This window comes from Nonomuraea sp. NPDC049129 (assembly GCF_040648495.1).
GTDB lineage: Bacteria > Actinomycetota > Actinomycetes > Streptosporangiales > Streptosporangiaceae > Nonomuraea.
The window spans coordinates 77,614-90,851 of sequence record NZ_JBEZDU010000024.1 but is presented as its reverse complement, the minus strand read 5'-3'; the positions used below and the strand labels follow the sequence as shown (position 1 = coordinate 90,851).

The following is a 13,238-nucleotide window of genomic DNA, read 5'->3' as shown; positions in this document are numbered from 1 at the left end:
GGTTCGATGGGCTGGAATTTCGTTCAAGCCTAAGCCTGGCCGACTTTGAAGCGAACGAAGGCCAGCACCTCGGCACCGTTCTCCTCGGCGTACTTGCCGACGGTCTTCTTGTTGTCCTTGACGAACGCCTGCTGGAGCAGGGTGAAGTCCTTGTACCAGCCGTTGACGCGACCCTCGACGATCTTGCCGATGGCGGCCTCGGGCTTGCCCTCCTCGCGCGTCATCTCCTCGAAGAGCTTGCGCTCCTTGTCGACGACGTCAGCGGGCACGGCGGCGGCGTTGAGGTATTGCGGGGCCATCGCGGCGGCGTGCTGCGCGATGTCCTTGGCGACCTCGGCGTTCGGCTTGTCGAGCTGGACCAGCACGCCGACGGCCGGCGGCAGCGCCGGGTCGGTGCGGTGCATGTAGGCGCCGATGTAGCCACCCTCCAGCACCGCGAACCGGCGGATCTCGATCTTCTCACCCAGCGCGACGTTGGCCTCGTCAAGGAGTTCCTTGACGGTCTTGCCGTCGAGCGAGGACTCGAGCAGCGTCGCCACATCGGCCGGCTTGGTGGCCAGGATGTGCGCGACGACCTGACCGGCCAGCTCCTGGAAGCGCTCGCCCTTGGCCACGAAGTCGGTCTCGCAGTTGAGCTCCAGCAGCGCGGCGGCGGAGTCGCCGTCCTGCTTGAGCGCGACCAGGCCGTTGGAGGCGGTGCGCGCCTCGCGCTTGCCCACGTCCTTGGCGCCCTTGAGGCGCAGCAGCTCGATGGCGCGGTCGATGTCGCCGTCAGCCTCTTCGAGCGCCTTCTTGCAAGACATCATTCCGGCCGCGGTGATCTCGCGAAGCCGCTTGACGTCGGCCATGTTCACGGAAGCCATTGCTTTTTTCCTTGTGGGATTTCGTCGTGGATCGGGTGGGCGCCGACCTTCCGGCACCCACCCTATGGTTCGAACGGCCGGCGGCTGCCGTACAGGAGCTCAGCGTCTTACCTGGTGAGCAGCCCTGCCTTCGCGGCCTGCCCGGCTCTTCCGGCCTTGCCCGGCGGCGGGGGTCTCGACCCCCCGCCGCCGGGCTCAGCGTCTGCGATTTCCGCTCGGCCTCGCGTGCGGGTCACTCCACGGAGCCGGGCTGGGTAGGCGACTGCTCGCCACCTCGGTGTTCACCCGAGGTGTGAGCGGTCAGGCCTGCTGCTGCTCGGTCTCGCCCTCGGCGGCGGCCGGAGCGGCCTCAGCCGCGACCTCAGCCTCAGGGGCAGCGGCCTCAGCCTCAGGAGCGGCAGCCTCAGCCTCGGGAGCGGCGGCCTCGGCGGCCGGCTCAGGGGCGGCCTGCTCGGCGGCGCCCTGCTCGATGAGCTCGCGCTCCCACTCGGCCAGCGGCTCGGCGGCAGCGGGCTTCTCGTCACCGCGGGCGGCGCCCGAGCGAGCCATCAGACCGGCCGCGACACCGTCGGCGACGACCCTGGTCAGCAGGCCGACGGCGCGGATGGCGTCGTCGTTGCCGGGGATCGGGTAGTCGACCTCGTCGGGGTCGCAGTTGGTGTCGAGGATCGCGACGACAGGGATGCCAAGCTTCTTGGCCTCGCTGATCGCGATGTGCTCCTTCTTGGTGTCGACGATCCACACCGCGCTGGGCACGCGGCCCATGTCACGGATGCCGCCGAGCGTGCGCTCGAGCTTGTCCTTCTCACGCCGGCGCATGAGGAGCTCCTTCTTGGTGAGCCCCGAGGCGGCGACGTTGTCGAAGTCGAGCTCCTCGAGCTCCTTCAGACGCTGAAGCCTCTTGTGCACGGTGGAGAAGTTAGTGAGCATGCCACCCAGCCAGCGCTGGTTGACGTACGGCATGCCGACGCGAGCCGCCTGCTCGGAGATGGCCTCCTGCGCCTGCTTCTTGGTGCCGATGAACAGGATCGTGCCGCCGTGGGCGACCGTCTCCTTGACGAAGTCGTAGGCACGGTCGATGAACGACAGCGACTTCTGCAGGTCGATGATGTAGATGCCGTTGCGCTCGGTGAAGATGAAGCGCTTCATCTTCGGGTTCCAGCGGCGGGTCTGGTGCCCGAAGTGAACGCCGCTCTCGAGCAGCTGTCGCATGGTGACGACGGGGGCCATGTGATGGTCCTCCAGGTCTGGGCGCCCGTGCGGGCGGGCGCGGTTCTCGGTTGTGCCGCGGCAGCCCAATGGCTGTCGCCCTGATGCCCCGAACCCGCTCCAGCCGAGCCGTGGCTCGGACCGATGGGGCGGTCCGCGATGGGGCATGCGAAGTCGGCCTGTGATGCGCAGGCCACCCAAAAGTCTACCTCCCACGCCGCCCCGGCCTGACCGTCTCGGGTCAGCCCGCGTCGTGGTCCTCCGTAGGCAGCCCCGGCGCCGCCCTCCGCACATGCGGGAAGAGATTGACCTGGGCCTCGGCGATCCTGGCACCGGGAGGCGCCGCCCGCTCATCGCGATGGCGCGCCAGGTACGGCTCGAACAGCTTCTCGACCTCGACATTGAGCCGCGCCATCTCCTCGGCGTCGAGCCGCAGCATCAGGCGGCTGAAGCGGGTCGCCTCGCGCCACTCCTCGGGCTCCTGGTCGATGTTCTCCAGCGCCCGCCGGGCCTCCTCGTCCGCTTCCTTGCGAAACGCCTGGATCAGCAGGTGCTTGGCCTCACGCACCTCCGGCTGATCGCCGGGCTGCACGCCGACCGACAGGGGCGTACTCGTCGGCTTCCAGACCCGCTCCCGCCCGTCGCCGCGCGGCGGCGCATCTTCCACGAACCCGTACTTGGCCAGCATGCGCAGGTGGTAGCTGGCGGCACTCGGAGTGATGCCGGCGACCTCGGCGACCTCGGTGGCGGTGGCGCTGCCGTCGACACCCAGCCGGTTCAGGATCGCCAGCCGGGCCGGGTGCGCCAGGGCCCGCATCGCCTTGGGGTCACTGAGGCTCTCCCGCGTCATGGCACCAAGGTACCCGGAAGTGATGTGAAGCATTGCCTTCATAACCCTGAAGGGTTACTTTCATAGTTATGAAGCATTCCCTTCACAAATCGGCGCCAACTCGCGATCCGATCGCACCCGGAGGCGCGCCGGCCTCACCTGGGGACGCCCCACCGGCGCCAGACCTCACCCCGCTCCTCAAACAGCGCGACTATCGACTGCTCTGGACCGCTCGCACCATCTCCATAACCGGCTCCGAGGTGTCCAAGCTGGCCGTGCCGCTGACCGCGGTCACCCTGCTCGCCGCCTCCCCCATGGAAATGGGCCTGCTCACTGGGGCGGCCTCACTCCCCGCCCTGCTCCTCGGCCTCCAGTCGGGCGCGATCGCCGACCGCCTCTCGCGCCACCGCCCCCTCATGATCGCCTGCGAACTCGTCTCCTGCGCCGCCGCACTGACGGTCCCTGTGGCCTGGCTCCTGGGCGTGCTCAACGCCTTCTGGCTCATCGTCGTCGCCCTGGTCATCGGCTCAGCGGGCGTGCTCTTCAGGGCCGCGAACTTCCCGCACGTGGCCGCGATCGTCTCCCCCGAACAGCGAACGGAGGCCATGGCCGGCTTCCACGCCTCCTACTCAGTGGCTTCCGTCGGCGGCCCCGGCCTGGCCGGGCTCCTCGTACAACTGCTGACGGCCCCGCTGGCGGTGTTCACGGAGGCGCTGTCGTTCCTGGCCTCGGCACTGCTGCTGCGCTCGATCCGTACCCCGGAGAAGAACGAGCCGGCCCCCTCCCGAGGCATGTGGCGAGACGTGACCGAAGGGCTCCGCGTCAGCGCCACCCATCCCGTACTCCGTGCCCTCCTCGGCGCGGGCGTCACCATCAACTTCTTCGCCCTGGCCTACACGGCCGTCTACATGCTGTACATGGTGAACACCCTCGGCATCCCCAGGGGCCTCATCGGCGCCCTCATCGCCCTCGGCGGCGTCGGCGGGCTCATCGGCGCCTGGATCACCACCCGCGCCGCCAAACGCTACGGCGAGAACCGCGTGCTCCTCGCCTCCGTACTCTTCTTCCCGATCGAAATACTGGCAGTGGGGCTGCTCAGCGGACCCCTCTGGTGGAAGCTGGCTCTGCTCACGCTCACCGGCGTCGTCACAGGTGGCGTCGTAGTTGCGTTCGCGACCTGCATGGGCGCGATCGTCCTGCGCGAAACCGCCCCCGAACTCCGTGGCCGCGTCAATGCCACCATGACGTTCGCCGTACAGGGCGTCATGGCTCTGGGCGGCCTCGCGGGTGGCACGCTGGCCGAGTTCGCAGGCCTGCGTCCCGTCATTCTCGTCTCAGCGGTCGGCATCGCACTCAGTACGATCTGGATCTGGGCCTCTCCCCTGCGCCCTGGCCGCCGCCGTCGCTTCACGGACCCCACTGACCCGGCATCGGCCCAGCCCTCACCAGAGCCCTCGAAGTCCTGACCCTTCCAGACGAGAACGCCTCGTTCACCGCCACCCACTGACGTTCCCCATCGAACCGACGCACCATGGCGACCGACGTCCACCGTCCGCACCACGGCGACCGACATTCACCGTCCGCACCACACACCATGGCGACCGACACCGTCTATCCGACGCACCGTGGCGACCGAACATCAACCTGACGGCCCAGCTCTGCGAACACCGCAGCGTGGAGCATCCAGCGTCGCCATCCGTGACATACGGCTCAGGCAACTACACCCCGGCCTCAGCCACCAACCCTTCGAGCACAGGCCCTCAAACACAATCCTTCACCCAGCCAGACGCGGCCCCTCGTTTGGCTAGATCAACTCGTCCGCCAGTAGGTCCATAAGCAACCCATCGTGAAACTCTCCAGTCACCGGATTCCGCTCATAGGCCCGCATAATCCCCACCCGCTTGAACCCCACCCGCTCGTAGGCATTGATGGCCACCGTGTTGTGCGCCGCAGGATCGATGGTCAGCCGGTGATGCCCCCGCTCCTCGATCAACCATCGCGCCAACGTACGAACGGCTTCCTGCCCGAACCCGCGTCCGTGCCACCGCGGTCCGAGGAAGATGTCGATCCCCGAACTGCGATACATCGGATCCTCGACCTCCTCGTACTGGATGGCCCCGATCACCTCGCCGCCGACCGTAATGGCGAGCATGTCGTCGAACTCATCGACCGGCCCCCACCACTTGGCCACCTCCGGCGTCCCCGCGATCTCCCGCAGCCGCGCCTCGTCATCCCGTACGACGTCCCGCAGTATCACCCGGGACCCACGCAGCTCAACCATGCCGCCTCCCCAACCCCGCCCGCGCCACGATGGCAGCAGTAATCCACAGGCTTACCGACCCGCACCCTCCTTTTCCACAGAATTACGTTCGCCCCTCCGACCGCCCCCACCTTTCCCGCAAACTCACCGCATGCCCATCCATCCCACCCCCTGCTGTCCGCCACCTCTTACCTCTTCCAACTCCGCCCCTCAATCACCGCATCACTTCCACCCCACCCCTCCATCACGGCATCGCAACCATCCGCTTCACTCCCGCCCTGACACTCCCAACAGCCACTCCAGCCCCGAATCCCCGCACCTCTTCGGCCCCACAGCTCCACGCCTCTTCGGCCTCAAACCCACGCACCTCTTCGCCCACCAAAAGCCCACAACTCACCACCACCCCTTCAACCACGAAACCCCCACAATCCGCCCACGCCCCTCCGACAGCGGCAGGTCAACCCATCCCCCGCCAACAAAGCACCTTCAGCGAGGAGCGCCGTCATACCCGATGACGCTTCTGGCCGCCCTCCTCGCCCTAGCCATCCCCCTGATCTCCTTGGCACTCGCAAGCCCCGCCGCCGCTGCCGACCGCCCCACCTGGCGATGGCCACTGAGCGGACACCCCAGAGTCCTCCGCCAGTTCGCACCCCCACCCGAGCCATGGCTGTCGGGCCACCGGGGCATCGACCTCGGCGCCCCACCCAGCACCCCTGTCGTAGCCGCAGGCCCAGGCATCGTCCGCTTCGCCGGCCCCCTCGCGGGCCGGGGTGTGGTCACCATCGAGCACACGGACGGCCTACGCACGACGTATCTGCCGGTCAACGCATCAGTACGCCGGCACCAGCGCGTAACGCCCGGCACCCGCCTGGGAGTCATCGAACGGCCAACTGGCCACTGCCGAGAATCCTGTCTTCACTGGGGCCTCCTGCGCGGCTCCCACTACCTGGACCCCTTGCTCCTCCTCGGACAAGCCCACATCCGCCTCCTCCCTCCTTACTGGAACCTGGACGCCCTGGACACCGCCGCCCTCTGGACGCAGCCACCACCCTCAAGCACCGAACACCTCCACCCGGCATCCGCCGACATGACTCCCTCTACGGCAACAACGGCAACTACCCGACCGCTGACATCGCCACCTCAGCCAGGTCGCACCCCTGCGCCCGGCCCCACCGTTTCGAACGAACCCTCCTGGCCTCCCGACGCCAATCCCGCCTTCCGCTTCGCGGCACGTTCCGCCTCGACACCCGCCATCTCAATCATCAGCGTGGGCACGCTGTTCAGCGCATTACTGCTGATGACCCTGATCCGCCGCCATCGAAGTACGCGCACGCAGCACCCGCGCACCACACGAGGTCAACACCGCAAACAGCAGCGAAATCGACCCCCACGAAAGCGCCGACGCAGAGCCAGGCCCATCAAGCGATAACCCAGGGCGCCCGCCTGCCTGATGGCTGATGGCTGCTGCCAGCCTCTGTGAGGCAGCGTCCCACTGAGTGGTGGATCCACGATCTCGCTATAGGACTTCTACCGGGGACTCACAGGGCCGAGGAGCCGAGGAGCCGAGAAGCGACACCGCTCCGCGGGACGTCATCCAGGCCTTGCCACACGGGACCCCAGCTGACACGGTCATGCGGCCAGTCGGTCCGACGAACCCGCCAAATCTCACCGAGCGAAGTCGGTCATACGCCAGCGCGCACTAGGTCCACCCCGCCGAACCCCACAATTTCGTCCCCCGGCCGGACCCAGCCCCAGCAACAACCCCGCTGGACTGGAAACCCGAATCCCGCAGGACCCGAAACCCAGCCCTCTCGAGCTGACGTCCCGCAACGCGGTGAAGTTTCTCACCCCCTCGGCCCTGTTCGCCCACGTAGGAAAGGCACAACGAGATCGTTGTTCCGCCACTGGGCGGGACACCATCTCCCTCTCTCGAACCAGGGAACCAAGCCCCCGCTGAACCCGGAACTCAGTCCGCTATTGGACTCGAACCAGGAGTTCAGGGTTTTGATGAGTCCACGCGAGTTCAGGTGCGTGGTTAGGCCGGTCAATCGAGCCCAGACCTGTTCGCGCCCGTTCACGCTGTGTGGCTCCCATTCTGGCTCCCTTCGGGCTCTCAGCCAATCACGCCTCTCCAGCTTGGGCGTGTCCGACGGCCAGGGCATAGAGTCCTGCCAGCAGTTGAACCACTGTGCTGTCGAGGGCGCAGCAGCGCGATGACAGTCACTCACGCGAGGAGCGCTCGCAACGAGCAGGCTACCTTTCAGCCGGCGGGTCTAAACCGTCCGCAAAATGCCCCCTCCCAGAGACTTACGAAAAGTCAAAAATTCAGAAATCAATACAAGCTGCGCGACTTAACGGGTATTAGTGCGGAGATGAAGGGGGGCTGCATGCCTTGGCTGGATCACGAATTTATATTGGGTGACGACAGCATGTCATCTCCAACCGTTGGGTGCTCTTGCGGCTGGCGAAAGAAGGCATACTGGGGAGAGCCCGCAGACGCTTGGCAAAAGCACCTGCGCAAGGCGCGTGCATATTTCGAGCACGATGAGAGCGATGCGACTCGGTGGACTGATTCCAACGGAGAAACTCGGGTGGCTTGTAGGTGTGGCTGGGAAAGTGCACCTGGACGCCGACTGGATCTTATAGATGCATGGGAACAGCATCTACGCGACGCAAACTAATCCCCAGGCCGAAATATCAGCTGAGGAGCCGAGCCGACCACACATTCTTCTGTCCATCCTGCCGTTGACCCACCGCGGAGCGGCAGCGGACCGGCAGCGGACCGGCGACGGAGGTGCAAGCCCGGCTTGACGTGTCCCTCAGCGTGGGCAGCTTCCACGTTCATTGGCCGCCAACGGTTACAGCCGGGCTTGCGGCGGAGGAGGCGGTCTGCTGGGCTTGCCTGGGTCGATGGCAGGCGGGATGGACCCCACCAGCCACCCCACAACCCGCACGTGCGTGCGATCGACATCCCGGAGCCGGAGCGCCCCCGCCGGAGGCATGCAGTGAGGCCGGCCCCGTGACCGCGCACGCGTGCGCTGGCTGGCTCGTCCACGTGAACCGAGAAGTGCGCCCCCTGTGTGGTCAGGTCTGTACTGTCGCCTGGCGGCCCCTTCCACTCGTCCGCGCCAGCCGTCCGGCGTTCTGCGCGTCGCCGCCGGGAGCGCAGCGGGAGGTGGTGGCGTGCGCCGTGACGGCGGCGCGTGCGGCTCCTTGGGCCGCCTTGAAGGTACGAGAGCTCCGCCACTCTTTCGTCTCGATCTTGAGCGATGGGGACGTCTCGGTGGAACGCATCGCCGATCTCGTCGGGCACTCGACGCCCACCACCACGCAAACTGTCTATCGACACCAGATCAGACCGGTCATCGTCCATGGCGCTGAGACCATGGATGCTGTCTTCGGCAACGGCGACCAAGCTGGGTAGTGGCTCCCCCGTTGGCTCCCGGAACGACTCAGGCCCCTCATCCTTGATCCCGGAGAGGGGCCTGAGCTGTGTCTACCTCGGTCTTGCCGAAGCTCCCGCGATAGGACCCGAACCAATCCCCCACTGGGCCCGAAACAGATGTCCAGTCACGCCCTGGGGTGTGCCTGGCGGTATGCCGTGCGGAGGCGCTCGATCGAGACATGCGTGTAGATCTGGGTGGTGTGCAGCGATGCGTGTCCGAGAAGCTCCTGGACGCTGCGCAGGTCGGCGCCGCCTTCGAGCAGGTGCGTCGCCGCGGTGTGTCGCAGCCCGTGCGGGCCCATGTCCGGTGCTCCCTCGACCTCACGCAAGCGAGCGTGCACCACCCGGCGCACCGTACCCGCGTCGATCCGCCCGCCTCGTACCCCAAGAAACACCGCCGCCCCCGAGCCGGCGCGGATCCACCGGGGGCGTCCGTGGACGCACCACCTGTCCAGAGCACGGAGCGCGGGCAACCCGAACGGCACCGACCGTTCCTTACGGCCCTTGCCGAGCACCCTGATGACGTGCCGATCCCGATCGACATCGTCGACGTCCAGCGCGCACAGCTCACTCACCCGCACCCCTGTGGCGTAAAGCAGCTCCAGGATGGCCTGATCCCGCAATTCCTTGGGCTCTCCGTCCGACGGCACTTCAAGGGTGGCCTGAGCCTGCTCCAGATCGAGTACGGCAGGCAACGGACGGGGAGCCTTGGCACTGCCCAACAGCAGGCCGGGGTCGTCCGGCAACCAGCCTCTGCGATGGCAGTAGGCCGTGAAGGTACGTACGCAGGCGGTCCTGCGCGCCAGCGTCGCCCTCGCCTTGCCGTTAGCGTGCTGCTCGGCCAGCCATTCGCGCAACGTACTGATATCAAGACCGTGGAGCTGACCGTCCAGGTGCTCGAACAGGGCCGTGACGTCGGAGAGATAAGCACGCACGGTATGCGGGGACAGGTCTCTTTCAAATCGCAAGTACCTGCCGAATTCGGCTGTCACCTCATCCGCCCCCAGCCACCCGTCGGTCATAAGTGCCTCCCCTCCCACAGAAGCCGACCGCTGCCGGAGCCACGCGCACCAGGCGATCGACAGCCCACGGCCGGGCTTGTACCCGTATATCGGCCTACCGTCGCCTCGTTTCTTTCACCTTTGCACATTGGTCCACGACCAGCAGCCGACCGATGGGGCGGTGTCTCGTTGGTCGCGAATCGATGACGCCCCGCGGAGTGGCGTGGTTTCTCGGTCGCTCGGACCGATCCTCCCTGGTAGAAACCAAGCCATGCGGCGAGTTCGTGGATCCACCACTCAGTGGGACGCCACCGGCAGATCAGTGATCTAGCCAAGCTGAAAGCCGAGATCGCCCGCTCGCACCGGCGCGCCAGAAGCGGTCCGGGTCACCGACCGTTTCCACCTCTGGCAAAACCTGTCCACCGCACTCGGTCGTCGGTCGAAGATGACGTCCCGCAGAGCGGTGTAGTTTCTGCGCGCTCGTTGTTCGCCATGTAGGAAACACACAACAAGATCGTTGATCCACCACTGGGGTGAGACACGACCCGCCGCCCTGGCCCGAGGCGGCTCAGATCGCGATCACGCGCCCACACCCGCTGGGCCCACCCTCGATGATCCCTTGCTCGCGGCAGCGCCTCCCCCGTGAAGGGATGAGCAACCCATGCTCCCCCAGCGGCTGTCAGTGCAATCTGCGCCGGCCGCCCGGCAGCCCCAGCCAGAGACCTCGGATGCGTTGGAATTCGCCGTCCTTGGGGGAGGGCCGTTGGGGTGCCGCCCCTTGAAGAGGGAAGGCGAGCGCCCGCCCCGCGGTGCTCGGTCGCGGATCGCGAGGCGGGCGCTCGTTCGGAGGCGCGGGCGGGAGCGCGTCCGCCCGCGACGGCGGGAGGGTCAGGAACTCGCGACGGTCGTAAGGCCAGCAGCCTTTGACGGTGGGAAGAGTCGAGCGCCCATGGCAGTGGGGAGGAGCGGGGAGCCCGTGACGGTGGGAAGGAGCGCGAGTTCGGGACGGTGGGAAGGGTCAGGAGCAGGTGGCGTGGAGGAAGGGTCAGGAGCAGGTGGCGTTGGTGGGCTGGACGGCCGGGCCGTTGGCGGTGAAGCCGACGGCGACCGACGCGCCGGGGGCGAGGTTCTTGGCGTAGTCGGGGCCCTTGGCGGTCCACGTCGTGCCCGACTGGGTCACGACCGCGTTCCAGCCGTTGACCAGCGTCACGCCCGACGGGAACGTCCAGGTGGCGGTCCAGTCGCTGATCGTGCCGGTGCCGGTGTTCTTCACCGTCAGCTCGCCCTGGAAGCCGCCCTGCCAGGAGTTCGTCTGCTGGTACGTCACCGTGCACTGCCCGGGAGGGTTGGGCGTGGGCGTATCGGAGGGCTGCCCGGTGCCGCCGGTCGGCGGGATCAGGTACGGCTGGAGAATGGCCTGCTTGGCCTGGTTGACGGTGGTCCAGTCGTCGTTGAGGATGCCCCCGGTATCACCGGAGTTCGGGTTCCACGACCAGTAGGTGAACGACATCCCGTTCACCCCGGTACCCGTGTACTTCAGGAGCTCCTGCAGCCAGATCTTGTCCACGTTCGCGGCCAAGGTGGTGCCGAACTCGCCGATCATGATCGGCGCGATGTTCTGCTTGTACAGGTAGCCCCAGTACTTGTCCCAGATGGCCGGCAGGTTGGCGGGGTAGTCGGGGGCGTCGAACCAGGTCTGGTGGTAGACCGAGGTCGCATAGTCGTGGGGCGAGTAGACCAGGCGGTTGGCCACGTTGAGCCGTACCGGATACTGGCCCGCCTTCGACAGGTTCCCGCCCCACCAGCCGCAGTCCTCGTCGTTGCTGGGATCGCCGTCCCACACGTTGGACAGGCCGCCGCTCGGGCAGCTCACGCCCTCCACGAAGATCAGCCAGTTGGGGTTGACCGACAGAACCGCGTTGCCGGCACGCTCGGCGGCCAGCCGCCAGTCGCGGGCCTGGTCGCCGCAGCCCCAGCAGGAGCCGGTTGCGTTGGGGTTGGTGCCCTCGGCGTGCGGCTCGTTGTGCAGGTCGGCGCCGATGACGGTGGGGTTGTTCGCGTAGTGCTGGGCCAGCGCCTTCCAGTCGTTGATCCAGGTGCTCTCCGGCGTGGCGGAGACGTACCAGAGCGCGGACTGGCCCGCGGCGGTCGGGCGGTGACGATCGAGGATGATCCGCATGCCCTTGCCGCCCGCGTACGCGATGATCTTGTCCAGGATCTGCAGCGGCGACAGGCCGATCAGGTCGGGGTTGACGTAGTCGTTGATGCCGGTGGCCGTGGCGCCGGACTTGAGCGCGTCGTTGGAGTACGGCACGCGGATCGTGTTGTAGCCCAGCGAGGCCATCTTGTCGAGGTGGCCCTTCCAGGGAGTGCTCGACCACAGGCCGTGGAAGGTCCGGTTGTCGGTCTCCATGCCGAACCAGTTGAGGCCGGTCAGGCGCACGGTCGCGCCAGTACTGTCAACGATCTTGTTGCCGCTGGTGTGCAGGTAGCCGGTGCCCGTGCCGCCGGCTGCGCCTGCCGGGGCAGCCGTGGTCACCGCGACAGCGACTGCCGCTCCGGCCACCAGCGTGGCCAGGGCGGCCGTCATCGCCTTGGACAAGTGCATGGGGGTGCCTTTCGGAGAGGGAGAACGCGGCGTCATGCTCGGCTGCCGTCTTCACGCTCGTCAATGCACCGTGAGTTCTATGGCTGTGACCAGGCAGAATGCTTGAAAGTTTCACTGGGCAGACTAGTGCTCTGGAGCGGGGAACAACCGGTGCATGCCCGCAGCCACCCTCCGGCTGATCAGGCCGTCAGGAGCTTGGCGATCGCGACGACGCCGATGCAGACGATCACGCCGCGCAGGATCGGCGCGGGCAGCCTGCGGCCCAGGCGTGCGCCGAAGAAGCCGCCGATCATCGAACCCAGCGCCACCAGCAGCACGGCCTGCCAGTCGACGTCCGCGACCAGGATGTACAGGACAGCGGCGGTGAAGTTGACCAGCAGGGCGAGCACGTTCTTGGCCGCATTGATGCGCTGCAACTCCTCGTCCAGCATGATGCCCATCAGGCCGATGAGCAGGATGCCCTGGCCCGCGCCGAAATAGCCGCCGTACGCGCCGGCAGCGAGCGTGCCCAGCCACAGCCACGGCCCGCCGTGCGCGTGCCCCGGCCGGGCGGACAGCAGACGGCTCAGCCTGGGCTGGGTGATGACCAGCGCGCAGGACAGCGCGATCAGCACGCTCACGATCACGTTGAAGCTGCCCTCGGGCAGGGTGAGCAGCAGCAGCCCGCCGGCCAGCGAGCCGATGACGGAGGCCGGCGCCAGCCTGAGCAGCCGCTCCCGCTGGCCCTTCAGCTCGGCCCGGTAGCCCATGACACCGGTGAGGCCGCCGGGGACCAGGCCGATGTTGTTGGAGACGTTCGCCGTGATCGGCGGCAGGCCGACGGCCAGCAGCGTGGGAAACGTGATCAGTGACCCGGAGCCGACGACGGTGTTGATCGCTCCGCCCGCAATCCCGGCCGCCAGCACCGCGACCATCTCAAGTGGTGCCATGCTCGGAACTCTAGAGCGCATCTCTCTTTCTAAGACAAATCAGTCCAATATATGGGAATGATCGGGCGTGGTTTCAGAGGGAGATCACGACCTT

At 67.0% G+C, this 13,238-nt stretch carries 10 protein-coding genes; 2 read left to right on the top strand and 8 right to left on the bottom strand.

What is annotated here, in order from left to right; translation table 11 throughout:
- Nucleotides 1-29: 29 nt before the first annotated feature.
- From tsf to AB0B64_RS47470, 3 genes are all read right to left on the bottom strand, one after another.
- Nucleotides 30-863, bottom strand: a complete 834-nt coding sequence (gene tsf / locus AB0B64_RS47480; protein WP_225290522.1) for a translation elongation factor Ts — start codon at nucleotides 861-863, stop codon at nucleotides 30-32.
- 300 nt (nucleotides 864-1,163) lie between these two features.
- Nucleotides 1,164-2,093, bottom strand: a complete 930-nt coding sequence (gene rpsB, locus AB0B64_RS47475) for a 30S ribosomal protein S2 (RefSeq protein WP_358191569.1) — start codon at nucleotides 2,091-2,093, stop codon at nucleotides 1,164-1,166.
- 220 nt (nucleotides 2,094-2,313) lie between these two features.
- The gene (locus AB0B64_RS47470; RefSeq protein WP_357942971.1) at nucleotides 2,314-2,922 is read right to left on the bottom strand and encodes a winged helix-turn-helix domain-containing protein; all 609 of its coding nucleotides are present in this window, start codon (nucleotides 2,920-2,922) and stop codon (nucleotides 2,314-2,316) included.
- 110 nt (nucleotides 2,923-3,032) lie between these two features.
- Here AB0B64_RS47470 and AB0B64_RS47465 point away from each other — a divergent pair, with 110 nt between their 5' ends.
- Complete coding sequence (locus tag AB0B64_RS47465; RefSeq protein WP_358191992.1) at nucleotides 3,033-4,367, top strand: MFS transporter; 1,335 nt, start codon at nucleotides 3,033-3,035, stop codon at nucleotides 4,365-4,367.
- A 338-nt stretch (nucleotides 4,368-4,705) separates the two neighbouring features.
- Here the strand turns inward: AB0B64_RS47465 and AB0B64_RS47460 are convergent, their stop codons facing one another.
- A complete protein-coding gene (locus AB0B64_RS47460) occupies nucleotides 4,706-5,182 on the bottom strand; it encodes a GNAT family protein (RefSeq protein WP_357942967.1) in 477 nt (158 codons plus the stop codon).
- On the opposite strand from AB0B64_RS47460, the gene AB0B64_RS47455 reads away from it, so the two are divergent.
- Nucleotides 5,181-6,590, top strand: a complete 1,410-nt coding sequence (locus AB0B64_RS47455; RefSeq protein ID WP_358191554.1) for a M23 family metallopeptidase — start codon at nucleotides 5,181-5,183, stop codon at nucleotides 6,588-6,590. The two genes, AB0B64_RS47460 and AB0B64_RS47455, sit on opposite strands and share 2 nt — an antisense overlap.
- 1,655 nt (nucleotides 6,591-8,245) lie before the next feature.
- On the opposite strand, the gene AB0B64_RS47450 is transcribed toward AB0B64_RS47455, so the two are convergent.
- The 4 genes from AB0B64_RS47450 to AB0B64_RS47435 form a co-directional block, all read right to left on the bottom strand.
- On the bottom strand, nucleotides 8,246-8,455 hold the full coding sequence (locus AB0B64_RS47450; protein WP_357942963.1) for a hypothetical protein: 210 nt from the start codon (nucleotides 8,453-8,455) through the stop codon (nucleotides 8,246-8,248).
- 276 nt (nucleotides 8,456-8,731) lie between these two features.
- On the bottom strand, nucleotides 8,732-9,628 hold the full coding sequence (locus tag AB0B64_RS47445) for a tyrosine recombinase XerC (protein WP_358191544.1): 897 nt from the start codon (nucleotides 9,626-9,628) through the stop codon (nucleotides 8,732-8,734).
- Nucleotides 9,629-10,652: 1,024 nt separating this feature from the next.
- Nucleotides 10,653-12,215 (bottom strand): cellulase family glycosylhydrolase, encoded by a 1,563-nt coding sequence (locus AB0B64_RS47440; RefSeq protein ID WP_358191537.1) that lies wholly within the window; start codon nucleotides 12,213-12,215, stop codon nucleotides 10,653-10,655.
- 179 nt (nucleotides 12,216-12,394) lie between these two features.
- Entirely contained in the window at nucleotides 12,395-13,144 is a 750-nt protein-coding gene (locus AB0B64_RS47435) for a sulfite exporter TauE/SafE family protein (protein ID WP_357942957.1), read from the bottom strand.
- Nucleotides 13,145-13,238: the final 94 nt, after the last annotated feature.

Coding starts and splice junctions, on each gene's coding strand:
- AB0B64_RS47445 (WP_358191544.1), bottom strand. CDS start 9,628: ATGACCGACGGGTGGCTGGGGGCGGATGAGGTGACAGCCGAATTCGGC.
- AB0B64_RS47450 (WP_357942963.1), bottom strand. CDS start 8,455: ATGCGTTCCACCGAGACGTCCCCATCGCTCAAGATCGAGACGAAAGAG.
- AB0B64_RS47435 (WP_357942957.1), bottom strand. CDS start 13,144: ATGGCACCACTTGAGATGGTCGCGGTGCTGGCGGCCGGGATTGCGGGC.
- tsf (WP_225290522.1), bottom strand. CDS start 863: ATGGCTTCCGTGAACATGGCCGACGTCAAGCGGCTTCGCGAGATCACC.
- rpsB (WP_358191569.1), bottom strand. CDS start 2,093: ATGGCCCCCGTCGTCACCATGCGACAGCTGCTCGAGAGCGGCGTTCAC.
- AB0B64_RS47440 (WP_358191537.1), bottom strand. CDS start 12,215: ATGCACTTGTCCAAGGCGATGACGGCCGCCCTGGCCACGCTGGTGGCC.
- AB0B64_RS47460 (WP_357942967.1), bottom strand. CDS start 5,182: ATGGTTGAGCTGCGTGGGTCCCGGGTGATACTGCGGGACGTCGTACGG.
- AB0B64_RS47455 (WP_358191554.1), top strand. CDS start 5,181: ATGCCGCCTCCCCAACCCCGCCCGCGCCACGATGGCAGCAGTAATCCA.
- AB0B64_RS47470 (WP_357942971.1), bottom strand. CDS start 2,922: ATGACGCGGGAGAGCCTCAGTGACCCCAAGGCGATGCGGGCCCTGGCG.